General features: G+C 74.7%; 18 protein-coding genes. 9 read left to right on the forward strand and 9 right to left on the reverse strand.

All coding sequences use genetic code 11. The annotated features are described in order from the left end of the window. Positions 1–285: 285 nt before the first annotated feature. From sucB to FOF52_RS01750, 5 genes are all read right to left on the reverse strand, one after another. Positions 286–2,064: a 2-oxoglutarate dehydrogenase, E2 component, dihydrolipoamide succinyltransferase gene (gene sucB, locus FOF52_RS01730; protein ID WP_282573794.1), complete on the reverse strand. Its 1,779-nt coding sequence runs from the start codon at positions 2,062–2,064 to the stop codon at positions 286–288. 81 nt (positions 2,065–2,145) lie between these two features. Continuing rightward, complete coding sequence (gene lpdA / locus FOF52_RS01735) at positions 2,146–3,525, reverse strand: dihydrolipoyl dehydrogenase (protein WP_248592074.1); 1,380 nt, start codon at positions 3,523–3,525, stop codon at positions 2,146–2,148. Positions 3,526–3,611: 86 nt separating this feature from the next. Further along, positions 3,612–5,111 (reverse strand): leucyl aminopeptidase, encoded by a 1,500-nt coding sequence (locus tag FOF52_RS01740; RefSeq protein ID WP_248592075.1) that lies wholly within the window; start codon positions 5,109–5,111, stop codon positions 3,612–3,614. Between the two features lie 192 nt (positions 5,112–5,303). After that, on the reverse strand, positions 5,304–6,059 hold the full coding sequence (locus tag FOF52_RS01745; RefSeq protein WP_248593721.1) for an adenosylcobinamide-GDP ribazoletransferase: 756 nt from the start codon (positions 6,057–6,059) through the stop codon (positions 5,304–5,306). Between the two features lie 5 nt (positions 6,060–6,064). Then, on the reverse strand, positions 6,065–7,039 hold the full coding sequence (locus tag FOF52_RS01750; protein ID WP_425265541.1) for a bifunctional adenosylcobinamide kinase/adenosylcobinamide-phosphate guanylyltransferase: 975 nt from the start codon (positions 7,037–7,039) through the stop codon (positions 6,065–6,067). Positions 7,040–7,254: 215 nt separating this feature from the next. Here FOF52_RS01750 and FOF52_RS01755 point away from each other — a divergent pair, with 215 nt between their 5' ends. Next, entirely contained in the window at positions 7,255–7,461 is a 207-nt protein-coding gene (locus FOF52_RS01755; RefSeq protein ID WP_248592076.1) for a hypothetical protein, read from the forward strand. Positions 7,462–7,500: 39 nt separating this feature from the next. Here the strand turns inward: FOF52_RS01755 and FOF52_RS01760 are convergent, their stop codons facing one another. Then, positions 7,501–11,130 (reverse strand): ATP-binding protein, encoded by a 3,630-nt coding sequence (locus tag FOF52_RS01760; protein WP_248592077.1) that lies wholly within the window; start codon positions 11,128–11,130, stop codon positions 7,501–7,503. Next, complete coding sequence (locus FOF52_RS01765) at positions 11,127–12,377, reverse strand: metallophosphoesterase family protein (protein ID WP_248592078.1); 1,251 nt, start codon at positions 12,375–12,377, stop codon at positions 11,127–11,129. The genes FOF52_RS01760 and FOF52_RS01765 overlap by 4 nt, the downstream gene beginning before the upstream one ends. A 490-nt stretch (positions 12,378–12,867) precedes the next feature. Here FOF52_RS01765 and FOF52_RS01770 point away from each other — a divergent pair, with 490 nt between their 5' ends. Then, the gene (locus tag FOF52_RS01770; protein WP_248592079.1) at positions 12,868–13,026 is read left to right on the forward strand and encodes a hypothetical protein; all 159 of its coding nucleotides are present in this window, start codon (positions 12,868–12,870) and stop codon (positions 13,024–13,026) included. 159 nt (positions 13,027–13,185) lie between these two features. Next, positions 13,186–13,926, forward strand: a complete 741-nt coding sequence (locus FOF52_RS01775; RefSeq protein WP_248592080.1) for a hypothetical protein — start codon at positions 13,186–13,188, stop codon at positions 13,924–13,926. 129 nt (positions 13,927–14,055) lie between these two features. Here FOF52_RS01775 and FOF52_RS01780 read toward each other — a convergent pair whose 3' ends face one another. Together FOF52_RS01780 and FOF52_RS01785 are read right to left on the reverse strand one after the other, a co-directional pair. After that, a complete protein-coding gene (locus FOF52_RS01780; RefSeq protein WP_248592081.1) occupies positions 14,056–15,060 on the reverse strand; it encodes an aldo/keto reductase family protein in 1,005 nt (334 codons plus the stop codon). 86 nt (positions 15,061–15,146) lie between these two features. Next, a complete protein-coding gene (locus FOF52_RS01785) occupies positions 15,147–15,743 on the reverse strand; it encodes a DUF3043 domain-containing protein (protein WP_248592082.1) in 597 nt (198 codons plus the stop codon). A 159-nt stretch (positions 15,744–15,902) separates the two neighbouring features. On the opposite strand from FOF52_RS01785, the gene FOF52_RS01790 reads away from it, so the two are divergent. From FOF52_RS01790 to erpA, 6 genes are all read left to right on the forward strand, one after another. Beyond that, on the forward strand, positions 15,903–16,646 hold the full coding sequence (locus tag FOF52_RS01790; protein WP_282573795.1) for a PspA/IM30 family protein: 744 nt from the start codon (positions 15,903–15,905) through the stop codon (positions 16,644–16,646). Then, positions 16,643–16,927, forward strand: a complete 285-nt coding sequence (pspAA, locus tag FOF52_RS01795) for a PspA-associated protein PspAA (RefSeq protein WP_248592083.1) — start codon at positions 16,643–16,645, stop codon at positions 16,925–16,927. The genes FOF52_RS01790 and pspAA overlap by 4 nt, the downstream gene beginning before the upstream one ends. Before the next feature lie 142 nt (positions 16,928–17,069). Next, a complete protein-coding gene (htpX, locus tag FOF52_RS01800) occupies positions 17,070–17,990 on the forward strand; it encodes a zinc metalloprotease HtpX (protein ID WP_248592084.1) in 921 nt (306 codons plus the stop codon). Positions 17,991–17,993: 3 nt separating this feature from the next. Continuing rightward, entirely contained in the window at positions 17,994–18,605 is a 612-nt protein-coding gene (gene pspAB / locus FOF52_RS01805; RefSeq protein WP_248592085.1) for a PspA-associated protein PspAB, read from the forward strand. 47 nt (positions 18,606–18,652) lie between these two features. Then, complete coding sequence (locus tag FOF52_RS01810; RefSeq protein ID WP_248592086.1) at positions 18,653–19,753, forward strand: glycerate kinase; 1,101 nt, start codon at positions 18,653–18,655, stop codon at positions 19,751–19,753. Between the two features lie 199 nt (positions 19,754–19,952). Next, complete coding sequence (erpA, locus tag FOF52_RS01815) at positions 19,953–20,303, forward strand: iron-sulfur cluster insertion protein ErpA (protein ID WP_248592087.1); 351 nt, start codon at positions 19,953–19,955, stop codon at positions 20,301–20,303. Positions 20,304–20,458: the final 155 nt, after the last annotated feature.

Consider the following 20,458-nt stretch of genomic DNA (forward strand, 5'->3'; position numbering starts at 1 on the left):
TCCGGCGCGGGCGCCGGGGAGCGGCACCCGCGGGGCCCGAAGGCGCGCCGCGGCATCCCGGATGCGGATTTCCAGGAAACAGCCCCATTCGCAACGTTGGGTGATAGTCTGGTTACATCGCGCTTGTCCGGCGGGGTGCCGTGACGAGCACGCCCCGGCGCCGGGACACGGTGGCCGGGACACGCAGACCTTGGTGGTGGGGATCACCAGGGGATGATGGTGGGGTATGCGGTGGGGCGGCACCTCCGGGTGCCGCCCCACCGTGCGTTCGCCGCCGGAGCCGGTCTAGTCCAGCCCCAGGTCGGCCTCGAAGACGCCCTCCTCCAGACGCTGCTTGACGTCGGCGAGGAAGCGCGCGGCGTCGGCGCCGTCGATCAGCCGGTGGTCGTAGCTCAGCGACAGGTACACCATCGAGCGGACCGTGATGACCTCGCCCAGCTGCGGGTCCTCCACCACCACCGGGCGCTTGACCACGGTGCCGGTGCTCAGGACCGCCACCTGCGGCTGGTTGATGATCGGGGTCTCCAGCAGCGCGCCGTAGGCCCCGCTGTCCACCAGGGTGAAGGTGCCGCCGCTCAACTCGTCCGGGGCCAGGCGGGCGGTGTGCGCGCGTTCGCTCAGGTCGGCGATCCTGCGGGCCAGGCCCCCCAGGCCGAGGTCCCCGGCGCCCTTGACCACCGGGGCCAGCACGCCCTGCTCGGTGTCGACCGCCACCGCGAGGTTCTCGGTGCTGTGGTAGGTGACCTCGGTGCCCTCGACCACCGCGTTGAGCTTCGGGTGCGCCTGCAACGCCTCCACCGTGGCCAGCGCGAAGAACGGGAAGAAGCCGAGCTCCACCCCCTCCGCGGCGGCGAACCGCTCGCCGGCCTGCTCCCGCAGCCGGGCGACCGCGGTGACGTCGACCTCCACCACCTGGGTGAGCTGCGCGGAGGTGCGCAGCGACTCGACCATCTGCTCGGCGATGGTCTGCCGCAGCCGGGACATCGTCTCGGTGCGGCCCCGCAGGGCGGAGTCGGCGGCGGACCGCGGCGCGGCAGCGGCGGGCGCGGGCCGGGCCGCGGCGGCGCGCTGCAGCTCACGCTTGCGGCGCGCGGCCTCCAGGACGTCCTGCTTGCGGATACGGCCGCCCACACCGGTGCCCCTGACCTGGGACAGGTCCACACCCTCCTGGGCGGCGAGCTTGCGCACCAGCGGGGTGACGTACCCCTCGCTGGTCGCGTCGGTCCCCGAGACCTGCCCGGTGCCGCTCAGCGTCCCCAGGTCCACGGTCGGGGTCTCCTCCTCGCGGGTGCGCCGGGGGCGCGGCGCGGCGGCGGGCTCCGGCTCCGGTGCGGGCTGCGCGGCGGGGGCCGGGGCCTCCTCGGCGGCGGGCTGCGGCGCGGGCTCCGGCTCCGCCTCCGGTGCGGGAGCGGCGGGTGCGGGCTGCGCCGCGGGCGCCTGCCCGGCGGTGCCGATGATCGCGATCTGGGCGCCCACCTCGACGGTCTCGTCCTCGCCGACCAGGATCTTGGTCAGCACGCCGGAGACGGGGGAGGGGATCTCGGTGTCGACCTTGTCGGTCGAGACCTCAAGGAGCGGCTCGTCGGCCTCGACGGTGTCGCCCTCCTGCTTGAGCCACTGGGTGACGGTGCCCTCGGTGACGCTTTCCCCCAACGCGGGCATGGAGACGGCGGTCGACGCGCCGGAAGCGGCCTCCGGAGCCTCCGGCGCGGCGGGGGCCGGGGCCTCCTCGGCGGCGGGCTGCGGCGCGGGCTCCGGCTCCGGTGCGGGCTCGGCAGCCGCCTGGGCGGCCTCCTCGGGACCGGACTGCGCCGCGGGCGCCTCGTCGGCGCCGCTGATGATCGCGATCTGGGCGCCCACCTCGACGGTCTCGTCCTCGCCGACCAGGATCTTGGTCAGCACGCCGGAGACGGGGGAGGGGATCTCGGTGTCGACCTTGTCGGTCGAGACCTCAAGGAGCGGCTCGTCGGCCTCGACGGTGTCGCCTTCCTGCTTGAGCCATTGGGTGACGGTGCCCTCGGTGACGCTTTCGCCCAACGCGGGCATGGAGATGGGAGTCGACATGTGTTCCTCTTGAGTGAGCGGTCGCAAGAACGACGAGAGCGGGTGGGCGGACGCCCGCGGGGCCCGCCCACCCGCGACGGGTCAGTCGTGGACGTGCAGCGGCTTGCCCGCCAGCGCCAGGTGCGCCTCGCCCAGCGCCTCCGACTGCGTCGGGTGCGCGTGGATGAGCTGCGCCACCTCGGAGGGCAGCGCCTCCCAGTTGTAGATCAGCTGGCCCTCGGTGACCAGTTCGCCGACCCGGCTGCCCACCATGTGCACGCCCAGGACCGGGCCGTCCTTGGCCGCGATGACCTTGACCGCGCCCTGCGTCTGCAGGATCTGGCTCTTGCCGTTGCCCGCCAGGTTGTAGACGAACTCGGTGGTCTCGATCCCGCGCTCGGCCGCGGTCTTGGAGGTGATGCCCACGGACGCCACCTCCGGATCGGAGTAGGTGACCCGGGGGACGCCGTCGTAGTCGATGTTCACCGGGTTCAGCCCGGCGATGTGCTCGGCCACGAAGATGCCCTCGGCGAAGCCGACGTGCGCCAGCTGCAGGGTGGGGATGAGGTCGCCCACCGCGTAGATGTTGCCCACGCCGGTGTGCAGGTTCTCGTCGACCTGGACGAAGCCGCGCTCCAGCCGGATGCCGGCCTCCTCGAAGCCCAGCCCCTGCGAGACCGGGCTGCGGCCCACGGCCACCAGCAGCAGCTCGCCCTCGACGGTCTTGCCGTTGGCCAGCGTCATGCTGACCCCGGTCTCGGTGGTCTTGACGCTCTCGAACGGGCTGCCCAGCTCGAACTTGATGCCGCGCTTGCGGAAGGCCCGCTCCAGCAGCTTGGAGCTGGACTCCTCCTCCGCGGGGACCAGGTGCGGCAGGGCCTCGACGATGGTCACCTCGGCGCCGAAGGAACGCCACACGCTGGCGAACTCCACGCCGATGACGCCGCCGCCCAGGATGATCGCGGACTTGGGGACGCGGTCCAGCCGGAGGGCCTCGTAGCTGGTGATGATCCGCTCGCCGTCCAGGTCCAGACCGGGCAGGGAGCGTGCCTGGGAGCCGGTGGCCAGCACGATGTTGGCGCCCTTGTAGACCGCGCCGTTGACGGTGACCTCGTCGACGCCGGTCAGCTTGCCCTCGCCCTCCACGACGGTGATGCCGTGGGACTTGATCAGGCCGGTCAGGCCGCGGTGCAGGCCGCTGACGACCTTGTCCTTGTACTTGTGCACACCGGCCATGTCGATGGCGCCGAACGAGGACTGGACACCGAACTTCTCGCTCGCGCGGACGGTGTCGGCGACCTCGCCGGCGTGCAGCAGGGCCTTGGTCGGGATGCAGCCGTAGTGCAGGCAGGTGCCGCCGAGCTTGTCTTTCTCGATCAGGGCGACACGCATGCCGAGTTCGGAGGCGCGGATGGCGGCCGCGTAGCCACCGCTACCGGCGCCCAGGATGACGAGGTCGAATGTGCCGCCGCTCTCACTCACGGGAAGGACACTCCTTGACTGGTTTCTGCGGTGTGATCGCACACCGTTGGCGAGCCCGGACGCGGCTCAAGACGTCCGGTCTTGGGTTATTCGGCTCTTTCGGCGAGGGACTCGGCGAGGCGAACGAGGGTGCGCGTCGCCGCGCCCGTGCCCCCCTTGGGGGTGTAACCGTGGGGCTGCCCCTGGTTGAACGCCGGTCCGGCGATGTCCAGGTGCGCCCACTTGACTCCGTCCGCGATGAACTCCTTGAGGAAGACTCCGGCGCTGAGCATGCCGCCCCAGCGCTCCCCCGCGACGTTGGCGATGTCGGCGACCGAGGAGTCCAGGCCCTTGCGCAGCTCCTCGGGCAGCGGCATGGGCCAGGCCGCCTCGCCGGCGTCCGCGGCCGCGGCCACCACCTGCTCGCGCACCGCGTCGTCGTTGGCCATCACCGCGAAGACCCGGGTGCCCAGCGCGACCAGTTGCGCACCGGTCAGCGTGGCCACGTCCACGATCAGGTCGGGATCGTCCTCGTGCGCGCGCACCAGCGCGTCGGCCATCACCAGGCGGCCCTCCGCGTCGGTGTTGAGCACCTCCACGGTCTTGCCGCCGTAGACGGTCAGCACGTCGGAGGGGCGCTGCGCGGTGCCGCTGGGCATGTTCTCGGCGATCGCGAGGTAGCCGACGACGTTCACCGCGGGACGGAGCTCGGCGATGGCGCGCATCGCGGCCAGCACCGCCGCAGCGCCTCCCATGTCGGACTTCATCCAGTCCATCGACGCGGCGGGCTTGAGCGACAGGCCGCCGGAGTCGAAGGTGATGCCCTTGCCGACGAGCGCGAGCGTCTTGGCCGCCTCCGGGTGGCTGTAGGACAGGCGGACCAGACGCGGCGGGTTGGCCGACCCCTGACCGACCCCGACGATCCCGCCGTAACCGCCCTCGACCAGCGCTTTCTCGTCGAGGACCGTCACGTCCAGGCCGCTGTCCCGGCCGACCTGCTCGGCGATTCCCGCGAGGTCCGCGGGGCACAGGTCGGCGGGCGCGGTGTTGACCAGGTCGCGGGCGAGGCCGACCGAGGCGGCCAGCACCTCGGCGCGCCGCACCGCCTCGGCCGCGTCGGCGGCCCCGCTGACCACGGTCAGGGCCTCAAGAGGGGCCTGCTCGGAGTCGGTGCGGTAGCGGTCGAAGGAGTAGCCGCCCAGCAGCGCGCCCAGCGCCGCGGCGGCGGCCAGCTCGCCGGTCTCGGCCGGCAGCGCGAGGACGACCCGGGACTTGCCGCGCAGCGAGCGCAGCGCGGCTCCCGCGGCGCGCGCCACGGTGTCGGCGGAGACCGACTCCCCCTCGGCGGGGGCCGGACCGAGGCCGACCGCGACCACCACCGGAGCCGCGACGGCCCCCAGGGCCGGGACGGTGCGCACCTCCTCCACCGCTGTGGTGGCGCCCAGCAGCGTCAGGGCCGCGCCGAGCCCGCCGGAGAAGGCGGAGTCGACGTCGTGAGCGCCCGACGCGGGCACGGGGCCGTCGGCCCCGGAGTGGTAGCCGACGACGACCGCGTCAGCGTCGAGCGAACGTGGGGACTCGGATTTGACTTCCAGCGACGTGCTCACAGTCCTGATGCTAGTCCTTGCACTCTGCGGGCGGCACACGCGTCGCAGGCGCGCCCCGGAATCCGCGCGGGGCGGTCGGGGACGCTCCGTGACCCGTGTGGGACGCACCGATTCGTTTGGTGTGATCCCCGCCGGGAACCGGCGGAACCGGGAGGACCGTGAGTGATTTTATGTGAACAGATGTGATTCTGCTTACAGGGCCGCGGCGGCCACCAGGGCGGCGGCCGCCGCGGTCTCGGCGAGCGCGCCCAGCACGTCGCCGGTCACCCCGCCCAGCCGGCGGCGCAGCCGCAGCAGCAGCCCGCCCGCCGCCGCCAGGCCCGCCCCCACCGCGACCGGCCACGTCCCGTCCCCCGCCGCCCCGGCCAGCAGCACGGCGCAGGTGACCGCCGCCGCGGCCGGAAGGGGCACACTCCGGGCCACGAACGCGCCCAGGCCCTCCGGCCGCGCCGCACCCACCAGGGGCGTGCACGCCCAGGTGATGGCCAGCCGCCCCGACAGCAGGGCCGCGCCCAGACCCCACAGGGCCGCCGCCGCCCCCTCCGCGGCCAGCGCCGCCAGGGACGCCACCTGCACCAGCACCACGAGGACCAGGGTGACCACCCCGAACGGGCCGATGTCGGAACGCCGCATGATCTCCAGCGCCCGGTCGGCCGCGGCGCCGCTGCCCAACCCGTCGGCGACGTCGGCCAGACCGTCCAGGTGCAGGCCCCGGGTCAGCAGGGCCAGCGCCCCCACCGCCAGCACCGCGGCCAGCAGCGGGGACAGGCCGAGCAGCAGCGCGCCCGCCAGCACGGCCCCGGCCAGGGCGGTCAGCAGCACGCCCACCAGCGGGGCCGCGGCCATCGCCCAGGCGGCCACGGTGCGGTCCACCCGCGTCACCCGCACGGGGATCGCCGTCAGCGTGCCCACCGCCATCCGCAGCCCGGCGGCGCAGTCGCGCACCACCCCCCTCACGGCAGCGGGACGACCCGTCCGGCCGTGGCCAGCACGACCTCCTCGGACTCGGCGGCGAGCAGCTGGTTGAGGCGTCCCAGCCAGTCCCGGAACAGGCCGCCGCTCGCGGTCGGCGGCACCACCCCCGAGCCCACCTCGTTGGTCACCGCCACCACGTAGGCCCCGCTGGCACGCCACGCCGCCACCAGCGCGTCCACCCGTGCGGCCAGCCGCTCCTCGGCGTCGGCGGGTGCCTGCTCCGCCCACATCCCGCAGTCCTCCATGGCCCGGGCCAGCCACGTGCCCACACAGTCGAACAGCACCGCGCCGTCCGCCTCCGCCAGCACCGACGCGGCGTCCGGCGTCTCCACCGTGCGCCACCACGACGGGCGTCGCGCCCGGTGCTCGGCCACCCGCCGCGCCCACGACCGGTCCTCCTCCGGGTCGGGGGCGGGGCCGGTGGCCAGGTAGAGCACCTCGGGCTCGCCCAGCAGCCGCCGCTCGGCCTCCGCCGACTTGCCCGACCGGGCGCCCCCGGTGACCAGCACCCGGTAGGGCCCGTGCGGCCGGGACGGCGGCCAGGCCGAGGGCGGGCAGCGCAACTCCTGGCCGTCGGAGGGGGCCAGCGCCCCCCACAGCCGCGCCCGGCGGGCGAACTCCGCGGGGGAGTGCACCCGGTGGTCGCCGCCCACCGCCACCACGGCGGTGGTGAGCCCGACGACCCCCGCCCGCCGCAGCGCGCCGATCGTCTCGGGCGACTCCACCACGTCCACCAGCACCAGGTCGGCCCGGTGCGGCGGGCGGGGGTCGCCGGGGTCGACGCCCTCGGGAGGCTCGGCGGGCGCGTCGGGACGCGCGTACAGCAGGCGGCCGCCGTCCGCGCCGTCGACCCGCAGACCGTACGGCGTCTGCGCCACCGAGTAGCCGTCGGGAACCAGGTTCGGAACGGGCGCGTCGGGGGAGGACAGGCTCAGGAGGTCGTCGACGGTCACCCTCAGGGGCAGCCGGCGGCGGTTGACGGCGCGGTTGCAGGAGGCGCAACGGCAGTGGGGAGCGGGCCACCCCGCGGCCCCGGCCGTTCCGGCGAGACGAATACGCACGTCCGCTAGTTAACCGCATCGCAGCTGCGAGGATGTCCGACACGGGCGGGACCGCGGACCCGCCGGAGGACGGCAGGCGGCCGACGGACACGGATTGAGGAGCGCACATGGCGTGGAGCTGGCGGTACGAGACGGCCGACGGGACGGTGCTGGGCGGCGCGGAGCTGCCCGAGGAGCTGTTCCCCTCGCGCGGTGACGCCGAGAGCTGGCTGGGCGAGACGTGGCGGCGGCTGCGGGACGCCGGAGCCGAGCGCGTCACCCTCTTCGACGGGGACACCGCCACCTACACGATGAGCCTCAACGACGAGATCTGAATCCGGGCGGGCGGCCGGGGCGCGCCCGGCCGCCCGCCCTCACCGGCACTCCGGGCAGCGGGCGGGGGGACGGCCCCGCCCCCGGTGGGCGAAGGGGGACCCGCAGTCCCGGCAGAGCCGCTCCGAAGACCCCGGGTGCGGCGGGACGCCGGAGCCCTGCCGCACGCCCGCGGAGGCGGGCCGCTCCGGGGCGAACCGCCGCAGCCGGTGGACGTGGACCCGCCCCTCGGGCAGCGCCTGGAGGGCCAGGTCGGCCAGGTGCGCGTGGTGGGTGAACACCACCGGCTGGAAGCGGTCCGCCAGGGAGTCGAGCACCCGCAGCCCCGCCACGGTGCGCTCCTCGTCGAAGGCCATGAACACGTCGTCGAGCACGAACGGCATGGAGCGCCCCTCGGCGGCGTAGCGCTCCAGGGTCGCCAACCGCAGCGCCAGGTAGAGCTGGTCGAGGGTGCCCTCGCTCAACTGGTGGGTGGCCAGCTGCTCCCCGGTGTCCCGCCGCACCCGCAGCACGGTGGCGCCGCTGTCGTCGAGGTCGCTGTCCAACCCCGTGAACCGGTGGCCGGTGAGCGCGGCGAACAGCTCCTGCGCCCGGCCCAGGATCGGGTCCTGGTGGGCGCGGCGGTACTCCTCCAGGCACCGCACCAGGACGGTGTGGGCCAGCAGCAGGCGGGTGTACCGCTCGGCGTCCTCGGCGAGCCGGGCGAGGACCTCCGCCCTGTGCTGGGCGGCCCGGGCCGCCTCCTCCGACCCGTCGACCGCAGCCAGCTCCCCCCGGGCCTTCTCCCAGGCGCCGATGGCCTCGGCGTACTCCGTGTCGAGCCGGCCGATCTCCTCCTGCACCTCGGCGATCCGGGCGGCGAGGGTCTCCCGGTCGGCCCCGGCCACGGCGGCCTCCGCCTCGGCCAGCCCGCCGTCCCAGGTGGACACGATGCTGCGCTCCAGCGTCTCCACCCCGGCGCGCAGCTCCCCCGCCTCGCGGCCGCGCGCGACGGCCGCGTGCAGTTCGGCGGTGGAGGACACCCCGACCTGCCGGCACAGTTCGGCCAGCGCCGCCTCCGCGGCGGTCCGCCGGGCCTCCTCGGTGCGCGCGCTCTCCCGCAGGGACTCCAGGGTCTCGGCGAGCACCGTGCGCCGCTGCTCCAGGCGCCGCTGCTCCTCGGCCTCCGCGTGCAGGGCCTCCAGGGCCGGGTGGCGTTCGGCCGCCTCCGCGGGGACCGGGCGGCCGCAGTCGCCGAGCAGGCCGTCCAGGGCGCCGTGGAAGGCCGCGACGGTCTCCCGCAGCGCCTCCGCCTCCGCGGCGTGCCCCTCCGCCTCCGCGGCGAGTTCGGCGGCCCGGGCGAATCGGGCGAGGTCGTCCAGCGCCTCCCCGGGACGGCGGTCCCCGGGCAGCGACAGGGAGGCGGCCACCTCGGCCCACTCCTCCTCCCAGGCGGCCAGGGACTCCTGGACCGCGCCGTGCCGGGACCGCGCCTCGGCCAGGGCGCGCTCCGCGTCCTGCAGCGCGCGGCTCAGCTCCTCCCGTTCCCGGGCCGCCAGGTCACGGCGGTCCAGTTCGGCGGCGGCGAGCTCCCGCAGCTCCGCCAGCAGGGTCCGGGCCCGCTCGGGGGAGCCGGCGCCGGGGTCGGGGGCCGCCACGCCCTCCTCGACGAGGACCTCGTGGAGCCGGGCCGCGTGCGCGGCCGTCCGCTCGCGGACCTCGGCCAGGGCCCGGGACGCCGCCGTGAGCCGTTCGTGGCACCGCTTCAGCTCGCCGAGGCGGTCCAGGACGGTCTCGGCGGCGTCCACCTCCGGGGCGGGCAGCACCGGGTCGGGCCACCACCCGCGCCACCGCCGGTCCAGGTCGTCGGCGTCCGCGGCGAGCCGGTCCGCCTCCTCGCGCAGCCGCGCCGACTCGACCCGCGCGGAGTCCAGGGCCGCACGCAGCTCCTGGCGCCTGACCAGCACGCGGGCGGCCGAGAGCGCCCGGTCGGCCAGGGCGTCGGCGTCGGCCGCCGCCCGCTCGTGGGCCGTCAGCACCGCCTCGTCGCGGTCGCCCTCGCGGACCCGCCGCCACAGCGCGTCGCGGTCCTCGCGCGCGGCGCGCAGCTCCTCCTCGGAGGGCACGTGCCCGTCGTGGTCCAGCCGCTCCAGCTCCAGCCGTGCGCGCTCCCGTTCCGCGGCGACCCGGGACAGCTCCTGGTCGGTGCGCCGCCGCTCCCGTTCGGTGTCGCGCCACCGCTCCCGCACCGCGGCGACCTGGTCGCGGCCGGGGACCCGGGCGGCGGCCAGCGCCTCGGCGTCCTCGCGGGCCCACCCCGCGTCGGCGAGGACCCGGTCGCGCGCGGCCTCGGCCTCGCCGACGGCGTCGGCCGCCGCGGTCCACGCCTCCGGCAGGTCCTCGGGGACCGCGGACAGGGCCGCCGCGATCCGCTCCCCGGAGCCCGGGGCGGGCCGCTGCGCCAGCTGCCGGGCGGCGGTGGCGTGGCGGCTCTCCTGGCGTGCGGCCTCCTCCCGGGCCTCGTCGAGGCGGGCGCGCAGCCGCAGGTGCTCCCGGTGGAGCTCGTCGACCCGGTCGCGCAGCGCCGGGGTGACCGCGGTCCCGGCCAGGTCCGACAGGTCGGCGTCGGGGCGGACCTCGCGCAGCAGGGCGCGGGCCCGGTCGCGGGCCCGCGCCGCCGCGCGGTCCAACTCGACGACGCGCGCCTCCTCGGCCCGGACGCGCTCCTGGGACCGGGCGAGCCGCTCGACCTGGGGCAGGGCCCGCGCCAGGCGCGGGTCCATGGTCAGGTCGGCCAGTTCGCGCTCCGCGTCGGCGACGGCCCGCCCGGTCCGCTCCAGGGCCTCCTGCGCGCTGCGGGCCTGCTCCTCGAACTGGGCGACGCGGTGGGCGAGGTCCGCGGGCGCGAGCGGCCCCTGGGCCGCCAGCTCGTCGATCCGCCGGAGCAGGTGCGCCCGCTCGCGCAGCGCGGGCAGCGTCTGGGCGATCCGCTCCAGGCCGGCCAGCTCCCCGCGGAGTTCGCCCAGCCGGCGCTTCAGGTCCTCCGTGCGGGCCCGGGCCTCCTCGACGGCGGCCTGCCGGCTGCGGTACTCGGTGGGGAGGGTGCGCGCGGCGCGCAGCTGCTCGTCCAGGGCGCGGTACTCCTCCACCCCCCGGGCCACGGCCTGTTTGCGGCCGTTGCGGAGGAACAGGCTGTCGCGCTCCTCCTCCAGGCGCTGCCGCAGGCGGCGGAGGTCGTGGGCGGAGTGGGCGGCGGCCAGCGCCTCGCCGATCTCGCCCCCGCCGCGCGCCAGCTGCTCCCCGCCCTCCCGCAGGGTCTTCAGGTCCAGGGCGAAGGCGGTGGTGAAGACGGTCCGGTCGACGCCGTGCAGCAGGCGCAGCAGCGCCTCCTCGGGCAGCGGGGTCCCGTCGGGGGCGACGAGGGGGTCCTTGCGCTTCTTGAGCCGGACGAACTCCAGGACCTCGCCGTCCGCGCCGCGGACCACCGCGCCCAGCCGCAGGTCGTTGCCGTGCACGAAGGTGTGCGGGCTGCGCAGGCCGATGCCGTACAGCAGCTGCTCCAGGGCGTGCAGCGCGGTGCTCTTGCCCGCCTCGTTGGGGCCGAAGACGATGTGCACGCCGGGGGCGTCCAGCGGCAGCGACAGGTCGGTGAACGGACCGAAGGCGATCAGGTCCAGCCGGTCGATCCTCACCGGGCGTCCTCCAGCCGGGCGAGCAGCAGCTCGACGGCCTCGGCGGCCAGGGCGCGCTGCCGTTCGGGGTCGCGCAGCTCCCGGCGCAGCTCGTCCGGCAGCCGGGCCAGGACGCCCGAGCCCTCGACGACCTCGCGCAGCAGCGCGGGGTCGCCGCCGAGCTGCTCACCCACCCTCCGCAGCGTGCCGCCCAGGTCGTCCAGGTGGTCGGCGGGGGAGCGCTCCTCGGGCGGGGAGGTCTCCAACCGGAGTTTCTCCACCCAGGTGTCGGCGCGCTGGGCGGCCAGGGACCGCAGCTCGTTGAGGAGGGTCTCGTGGTCGCGGTGCAGCGCCTCGTGCGCGTCGGTGGGCCCCTCGGCCACCACCCGCACGGCGTGCACGCGGTCCGGTTCGGTGTCGGAGTCGAGCGTCTTGCCGAGCTGCTCGGCGACGAGCCCGAACACGTCGGTGAGGTCGCGGGCGCCGCGGACGTCCACCCGCAGTTCGTGCCAGCGGGCGGCGGTGTCGAGGTCGTGGTGGCGCAGTCCGGTGACCCGGTGGCGGTCGTCCACGGTGACGAGGGTGCAGCCCTTGGGGCCGGCCTCGCGGGCGTGCCGCCCCTGGACGTTGCCGGGGAAGACGACCTTGACGTCGGCGTCGTACTCGACCCTGCGCTGGTGGACGTGGCCCAGCGCCCAGTACTCGTAGCCGCGGTCGACCAGGTCGTCGAGGCTGCACGGCGCGTACCGCTCGTGCCCCTCGCGGCCGCCCAGCGCGGTGTGCAGCAGCCCGACGTTGAACAGGCCGGACACCGGCGGGGGGTAGTGCACGGCCAGGTTGTCGGTGATGTCGTAGCGGGCGAAGCCCTGGCCGTGGACGGCCAGCCCGCGCTGCTCGTCGACCACCGTGTCGGGGCGGTCGGTGGGGAAGTAGTGCACGTTCTCCGGCAGGGAGAGGGTCAGCGTCCGCGTCATCGAGTTCTGCGCGTCGTGGTTGCCCGCGATCAGGTAGACGGGGATGTCGGCCGCGCGCAGCCGTCCCATCTGCCGGGTGAAGAACAGCCCGGTGTTGTAGTCGGGCCAGTCCCCGTCGTAGACGTCCCCGGCGAGCAGCACCGCGGTGACCTCCTCGGCCAGCGCGAGGTCCACCAGGTTCTCCAGGGCGCGCCGGGTGGCCCCGCGCAACTGCTCGGCCGGGGCCCCCTCGTAGCGGGACAGCCCGCGCAGCGGACTGTCGACGTGCAGGTCGGCGGCGTGCAGCAGCTTCATCGATCTCCTCCGGGGGAAGACGGAAGACAGCCGACCAGGATGCCACGGTCCCGGCGGCCGCGCAGCGGACCGTGGGAAAAACCCGTCGCGCAACGGCCTCCGGAGGGCGCGGGGCGGCAGCGGAGACGACCGGCCGCCCCGGGCGGGGAGGCGCGGCGCCCCACGGGACCGGCGTCCGTTCCCGTCGGCCGGACCGTCGGGAGGGCGGCGTATCCTGCCGGTGACCGGTCGGCCACGGCGGGACCGCGGGCAGTCGGTGCGGACACGCAGCCCCCAGAGCGTGGAGTGGAGATGGCCAAGGAACTGCCCCGGTCGGTGGCGTGGATCAGAATCCTGCTGTTCGTGGTCGCCGGACTGCCCTTCGTGTTCGCGGCGGCGCTGTTCGTCCTGCTGGGCGGCTCGGCCCGGGACTTCGGCTACGTGCTGGTGGTCTCCCTGCCGGGGATGCTGCAGGCGCTGCTGGGCCTGTTCGTCCCCCCGGGGAGGGCGGGTGGTCTTCTTCGCCATCCTCGTCACCGAGGTCCTGTTCGTGCTGTACACGCTGCTGACCCTGGCCGGTGACGGGCGTGTCACCCAGCTCGTCTTCCCGGTGGCGATCCTGGTGCTGCTGAGCCGTCCCTCGGCGCGGGAGTTCTTCCTGGCTCGCTGAGCCGGTGGCTGTTTCCGGTCAGGTCTGCGGGGCCTGCTTTGGGTCTGCAGGCCCTGTCCGGGGGACGGAAAGCCACTAGTTTCATTCCGCGTCTGTTGGGGGAAGTGTGCGGCGCGGCGGTCAAACCGGGTGTTTTGTCTGCGGTGGAACGGGTGCGCGGTGCTGAGGCGGATTCACGATCCCGAGCGCGGGGCGTCGTTCGTGGAGTACGCCGGGGTGCTGGTGTTGGCCGCGGCGATCGTGGCCGCCGTGGCGTTCTCCGGGATCGCGGGACAGGTGTCGGAGGCGGTGGTCTCTGCGGTGGAGGCTGCGCTCGACGGCGACAGGGTCGCGGAGCTGCTGCGCGCCCTGGCGGTCGCCGAGGAGTGGGAGGAGGTCGTCCGGGCCAGGCTGGAGGAGACGGCGCGGGCGGGGGGCGTGGTGACCCTGGCCCGGGTGGAGGACCCCGGGGACCTGCTCGCCTGCCTGGTCAGCCGTGACCCTGCGCTGCCCGCCGAGGCACTGCCGTGGTTCGTGGTGGAGCTGCGTGAGGAGGGCCGACCGGTGCGGCTGGAGGGGCGGCTGGACTGGGCGGGGGAGGCGGTGCCGGACCTGGCGGCGGCGGTGCGCAAGGTGTACCCGACGCCGCAGGAGTGGCGTGCCGCGCGCGCCGCGGGGACGCCGGTCCGGCAGGACCGCAGGCTGCGGCGGGAGCTGGGCCTGGTCCACAGCGTGCGCGAGTGGTCGCGGCAGGACTGCCGCCTGCTGCGACTGGGAGAGGACGGGAGCCTGCTGCGCGTGGCCCCCGAGCGGGTGCGCGGCGGGCACCCCGAGTGGGCGGGCCTGCGCCACGTCTCCGCCCTGCTGCGCGCCAACCGCCCCGCCCTGCGCGCACTCGCCGCCGGGTACCGCCCGCGGTGACCCCGGCCGAACCGTCCCGGGCGCGCCCGTCCGCCCCGACACCGGCGCCGCCCGTGCCGCCCCGGCTCGAAGAGCCCGGACGGCACGGGCGGAAGGCCCGGCCCGCTGCGGCCGAGGACCGGCCGTCGGCTACGGGCGCTCCTTCGGGCTGGCGGTCAGCGCCGGGTCGCGCTGTACGGAGTCGCCCAGGATCTCGTCGACGCGGCGCATCAGTTCGGCGTCGAGCCGGACGCCCGCGGCCTTGGCGTTGTCGCGCACCTGCTCGGGGCGGGAGGCGCCGATGATCGCCGCGGACACGTTCGGGTTCTGCAGCACCCACGCCACCGCGAGCTGCGCCGGGGTCAGGCCGGCCTCGGCGGCCAGCGGCGGCAGCTGCTGCACCCGCTCCAGCAGGGTCTGGTCGTCCAGGAGGCGCCGGACGAAGTTCGCCCCGGACTTCTCGTCGGTGGCCCGGGAACCCGCGGGCGGCGGCTGGCCCGGCTTGTACTTGCCGGTCAGCACGCCCTGGGCGATCGGCGACCACACGATCTGCCCCAGGCCCTCACGCTCGCACAGCGGCACCACCTCGGACTCGATCACCCGCCACAGCATGTTGTACTGCGGCTGGTTGGAGACGATCCGGTCCAGGCCCATCTCGTCGGCGACCTTCAGCGCCCGTTCGATCTCCTCGGCCCGCCACTCCGACACGCCGACGTAGAGGACCTTGCCCTGGCGCACCAGGTCGTCGAAGGCCCGCAGGGTCTCCTCCAGCGGGGTGGCGTAGTCGAACCGGTGCGCCTGGTACAGGTCCAGGTAGTCGGTGCCCAGGCGGCGCAGCGACTCCTCCACCCCGCGGACGATGTGCTTGCGTGACAGGCCCCGGTCGTTCTTCCCGGGCCCTACCGGCCAGTACACCTTGGAGAAGATCTCCACGCCGTCGCGGCGCTGCCCCTTCAGCGCGCGTCCCAGCACCTCCTCGGCGCGGCCCTGGGCGTAGACGTCGGCGGTGTCGAACGTGGTGATGCCCTCGTCCAGCGCGGCGTGCACGCACGCCACGGCCGCGTCCTCCTCGACCTGGGAGCCGTGGGTGATCCAGTTGCCGTAGGCGATCTCGCTGACGACGAGTCCGCTGCTGCCAAGATGACGGAATTCCATGGGCGCCACCCTAGTGTCCGACCCCCGGAAAGCGCCTCCCCGGATCCGCGGGCCGCGACCGCGCCGCCGCGGGGGCGGGGCCCGCGTCAGCGGCGGTGCTTGGCCAGGAAGTCGTCGCCCACGCCCACCCGCGGCTTGGGCAGCCGCAGCTTGCGGATCTGCAGCTGGCGCATGACCGCGTACATGCCCGCGCCGCGCACGTTCTCGGTCTCCCGGGGGTAGTGCTCGGCGATCAGCCGCTTGACGCGGCGCGCGGTGAAGAAGCCTTCGATGATCATTGTCACAATCATCATGGGCCACACGACGTAGGTGACGAACAGCTGGACCTGCACCAGCGGCAGGAACAGCAGCACGATGATGGCCAGCGAGAAGTACAGGAAGAACTCGCTGACCGTGCGGCGCGAGTCGACGTAGTCGCGGGCCAGGGCGCGTGCCGCACCCAGGTCCTGGGGGCGGATGTAGCGGTCCTCGGGGTTGACCAGCCCCGCCCGCTCCCGCTGCCGCCTGCGCCGTTCCCGCTCCCGCAGCTGCTTGTAGGCTTCCCGGCGCGTCTTGGGCGCCGCCAGCGGCCTGCGCAGCTGCTGGGTCGCCTCCCTGCGTTTGGGCGTGGGCACCCCCTTCTTCGGGGAGTACCCCTTGCGGGCGGGCGCCTGGTCGGTCTCGGACTGGGTGGAGTTGCTCATGACCTGCTCTTGGGGTGCTGAGGCGGAGCGACGACGGAACACACCCATCAGGGTAGCCGCTCACCACCTCATGGCGACCTGCGGTCAGAACGCATAAGGTTGAGAGAAGCGCCCGCTGGGAACAGCCGATACGGACCGAGAAAGAGGACGGCCACGCCGATGAGCGTGTTTCAGCGACTTTCCATGATCTTCAAGTCCAAGGCGAACAAAGCCCTGGACGCCGCGGAGGACCCGCGCGAGACCCTCGACTACTCGTACCAGAAACAGCTGGAGCTGCTGCAGAAGGTGCGACGCGGAGTGGCTGACGTCGCCACGTCCCGTAAGCGTATCGAACTGCAGATCCAGCAGTTGGACCAGCAGGCCAACAAGCTGACCAACCAGGGCCGGGCCGCGCTGGCGCAGGGGCGCGAGGACCTCGCCCGCGAGGCCCTGCAGCGCAAGTCCGGGCTGCAGAGCCAGATCGACAGCCTGCGCGAGCAGCACGCCCAGCTGCAGGGCGAGGAGCAGAAGCTCACCCTGGCCGCCCAGCGCCTGCAGGCCAAGGTCGACGCCTTCCGCACCCGCAAGGAGACCATCAAGGCCACCTACACCGCGGCCCAGGCCCAGACCCAGATCAGCGAGGCGTTCTCCGGCATCTCCGAGGAGATGGGCGACGTCGGCATGGCCATCCAGCGCGCCGAGGACAAGACCGCCGAGCTGCAGGCGCGCGCCGGAGCCGTCGACGAGCTGCTCGCCTCGGGCGCCCTCGACGACCTCACCGGCACCAGCCGCGACGACATCCAGGCCGAGCTGGACCGCATGGCCAGCACCGACGGCGTGGAGCGGGAGCTGGAGGCGATGAAGCGCGAGCTCGGCAGCGGCGGAAGCACCTCCCCCAAGCAGATCGAGGGAGGTGGCGCGTGATCGTCCGCATCATGGGCGAGGGGCAGCTCGACCTGTCCGAAGCCGACCTCGACGTGCTCAACGCGTTCGACCGCAAGCTGGAGGAGGCCATCGAGTCGGGCGACGAGGCGGTCTTCCGCGTCGCGCTGCACGACCTGCTGGCCCGGGTCCGCGCCGACGGCAAGCCGCTGCCCGACGACTCCCTCCAGCCGTCGCAGTACATCCTCCCTCCGCCCGACGCGAGCATGGAAGAGGTGCGGGCCATGCTCGGCGAGGAGGGCTTGATCCCCGAGAGCAACTAGCCGCTCTCACCGGTCCGGACGGGGTCGCCGACACCGGCGGCCCCGTGTTTCGTTCCCGCCGTTCGGGTCAGTGTGCCTCCGCGGGCCCCGCCGCCCGCACGCGGGCCGGGGCCGTACCGAACCCGGCGGAAGGCGGTGCGACGTGGCAGGCGACAGGTTCATCCCCGACCGGGGGCTGACCGTCCGGATGGTGGCGACGATGGCCCTGCTGGCCCTCGTCTACGCGGCCTTCGTCGTGGCGCTGCTGTGGGTGGGCATGCCGTGGTGGCTGGTCCTCCTCGTCGTGGTGGGCGTGGCGCTCGTCCAGTACTTCGGCTCCGACCGGATCGCCATGACCGCGCTGGGCGCCCGCGAGGTCACCGAGCGCCAGGATCCCGAGCTGCACGCGGTCGTGGACCGGTTGTGCGCCCTGGCGGACATGCCCAAACCGAGGGTGGCGGTGGCGCGCACCGACGTGCCCAACGCCTTCGCCACCGGGCACAGCGGCAGGAGCACGGTGGTGTGCGTCACCACCGGGCTGCGCCGCCGGCTCGACAACGTCGAGCTGGAGGCGGTCATCGCGCACGAGCTGTCCCACGTGGCGCACCGCGACGTGGCCGTGATGACCGTCGCCGCCTTCCTCGGCATCGTCGCGGGCTTCCTGGTCCAGGCGGGGATGCGGTTCGCCTTCCTGGCCGGGGGCGGCCGCAGCCGGGAGGGCGGGCCCGCCCCCGCCGTCGTGGCGCTGCTGGTGGTCGCGGTCAGCGCCGCGGTGTGGGCGCTCAGCTTCCTGCTGACCCGGGCGCTCTCCCGCTACCGGGAACTGGCCGCCGACCGCGCCGCGGCCCACCTGACCGCCCGCCCCTCGGCGCTGAGCAGCGCGCTGACCAAGATCAGCGGGGACATGGCCCGCATCCCCACCCGGGACCTGCGCCAGGTCGAACCGTTCAACGCCTTCTTCTTCGCCCCCGCGCTCGCCCGCGGGGGGTTCAGCCTCGGCTCGCTGCTGTCCACCCACCCCCCGGTCGAGCGGCGGCTCGCGCAGCTCGCCGAGATCTCCCGCCGGATCGGAAGGGAGGCCTGAGCCGTGCCACGGCAGGACCGCCGGGGCGCGCGGGGGAGGGTCGCCGGCCTCCTCCGCGCCCTGCTGGGCCGCGGCCGGCCCCGCAGAGCCGACCTGGACCGGCTGTTCGCCCTCCCGGCGGCGGCCGTGACCCTGCAGGCGGCCACGGGGCTCACCCCCACCGGAGCCGCCTCGGTGTCCTTCCGGGCCGCCGAGGGGCAGGCGTTCGCCGCGCTGCAGCGGGAGATCACCGAACTGCTCGACGCGGACGGGGGGCCCGGGACCGAGGTCAGGCGCGACGAGTACGGCTACACCTGGCTGGTGGTGCGCTCCGGGACGGCCGACGGGCTCACCGGACTGGTCACCGACCTGCACGCGGTCAACTCCACCCTGGAGAGCGCCGGGTTCGGGCCGCTGCTGCTGTGCTCGCTGGTGGTCTTCGCCGCCCCCGACGGACGCCGGCTGGCCCTGGTCTACCTGTACCGGCGGGGCACGTTCTACCCCTTCGCCCCCAAGGGGGAGCACAGCCGGGACAACGCCCTGGAACTCCAGGTCAGCGCCGCGCTGGAGGGGGAGCTGGCGGTGGAGCCGGACAAGAGCCGCTGGTTCCCGGTCTACGGGGCCCCCGGCCTGTGAGCGGCACCGGCCGCCCCTCGGCGAGCGCTTTCCGGCACACTACAGGGGTGCGTATCGTTATCGCCCCTGACAAGTTCGCAGGCACCCTGACCGCGGTGGAGGCGGCCGAGGCCGTCGCCGAGGGCTGGCGCTCCGCCGACCCCGCCGCGGAGTGCACGCTGCTCCCCCTGTCCGACGGCGGCCCCGGTTTCGTCGACGTGCTGCACACCGCCCTGGGCGGCACCCTCGTGGACGCCGAGGTCGCCGGACCGCTCGGCGAACCGGTGGCGGCCCGGTTCCTCCTCGTGGAGCGGACCGCCTACGTGGAGAGCGCCCAGGCGTGCGGCCTCCACCTGCTGCCCCCGCAGCGCCGCGACCCCGGGGCCGCCTCCACCCGCGGGGTCGGCGAGCTGATCTCCCGGGCCGTCGACAGCGGGGCCGAGACCGTGGTCGTCGGCCTGGGCGGCAGCGCCACCAACGACGGCGGCGCCGGGATGCTCGCCGCCCTGGGCGCCGGCCCCGCCGAGACGCTGGGCGGCGGCGGTGCGGCCCTGGCCGGCCTGGACGCCGTGGACCTGGCCGCGGCCCGGGCCGGGGTGCGCGGCGTCCGCCTGGTCGCCGCCACCGACGTGGACAACCCGCTGCTGGGCGAGCACGGGGCCAGCGCGGTCTTCGGCCCGCAGAAGGGCGCCGACCCCGCGCGGGTGCACGCGCTGGACGCCGCGCTCACCCGCTTCGCGGAGCTCACCGACCCCGCGGGGACGCTGCGCGACACCCCCGGAGCGGGCGCGGCCGGCGGTCTGGGATACGGCCTGCTGCTGCTCGGCGGCACGGTCGAGTCCGGCGTCGCCCTGGTGCTGGAGGCGGTCGGCCTCGACGACCTCGTCGCCTCCGCCGACGTCGTCGTCACCGGGGAGGGCTCCTTCGACTCCCAGTCCCTGCGCGGCAAGCTGCCGCACGGCGTGGCCCGCGCCGCGGCCCGGCACGGCGTCCCCTGCCTGGTGCTGGCCGGACGGGTCGCCGTGGACGAGGCCGAGGCCGCCGCGGCGGGGGTCACCGCGGCCCACTCCCTGGTGGAGTCGGCCGGATCCGTCCAGGCCGCGCTGGAACGCTCCGGTCCGGAACTGCGCGCGCTCTCCGCCCGGGTGGCGAGCGGGTGGAAACGCTGAGGCGCGGCCGTCCGCCCCGCCGCGCGGGGAACGGGGCAAGGGGCACGTCACGGACGTTCGGCCGATGGCGGTCGACCCCCGGAGGACCTACTCTGAGGGTGAGCATCGGATGGAATGCCGGAACGAACACTGACGTTGACACGTCAGGAACCGATGGGTCGCCCGACGGCGGCCACCCCGTTTTGGAGGAGTTTCGCACATGACGGTTCAGACTGACGCCACCACGCAGGGGGTCACCCTGACCGATGCGGCGGTGGAGAAGGTCAAGTCGCTGCTGGCCCAGGAGGGCCGCGACGACCTGAGGCTGCGCCTGGGCGTGGCGCCCGGCGGCTGCTCGGGGCTGCGCTACCAGCTCTACTTCGACGAGCGGCAGCTCGACGGGGACATCGTGACCGACCACAACGGGGTCGAGCTCGTCGTCGACCGCTACAGCATGCCCTACCTCACGGGCGCCACCATCGACTTCGTCGACACGATCGAGAAGCAGGGCTTCACGATCGACAACCCCAGCGCGCAGAGCTCCTGCGCCTGCGGCGACTCCTTCCACTAGTCGGCCGCGGCCAGTGCCCCGCGCGCCGGTCGGGGCCCGCTCGGAGACCTCTCCGGACGGGCCCCTTCGCCGTCTTGGCGACCGCCGCGGCCCCGGGGAGGCGGCGGCTACAGTTGTGCCGTCCGCAACCCGTCTTCGACCCCGAGGAGCCCGTC

Origin of the sequence: Thermobifida alba, from assembly GCF_023208015.1 — a bacterium.
GTDB classification, from domain to species: Bacteria; Actinomycetota; Actinomycetes; order Streptosporangiales; family Streptosporangiaceae; genus Thermobifida; species Thermobifida alba.

Excerpts from the sequence above, each read along its gene's own strand:
- FOF52_RS01755 (WP_248592076.1), top strand. The coding sequence starts at position 7,255 with ATGGCGTGGAGCTGGCGGTACGAGACGGCCGACGGGACGGTGCTGGGC.
- erpA (WP_248592087.1), top strand. The coding sequence starts at position 19,953 with ATGACGGTTCAGACTGACGCCACCACGCAGGGGGTCACCCTGACCGAT.
- FOF52_RS01785 (WP_248592082.1), bottom strand. The coding sequence starts at position 15,743 with ATGAGCAACTCCACCCAGTCCGAGACCGACCAGGCGCCCGCCCGCAAG.
- FOF52_RS01790 (WP_282573795.1), top strand. The coding sequence starts at position 15,903 with ATGAGCGTGTTTCAGCGACTTTCCATGATCTTCAAGTCCAAGGCGAAC.
- FOF52_RS01780 (WP_248592081.1), bottom strand. The coding sequence starts at position 15,060 with ATGGAATTCCGTCATCTTGGCAGCAGCGGACTCGTCGTCAGCGAGATC.
- sucB (WP_282573794.1), bottom strand. The coding sequence starts at position 2,064 with ATGTCGACTCCCATCTCCATGCCCGCGTTGGGCGAAAGCGTCACCGAG.
- FOF52_RS01765 (WP_248592078.1), bottom strand. The coding sequence starts at position 12,377 with ATGAAGCTGCTGCACGCCGCCGACCTGCACGTCGACAGTCCGCTGCGC.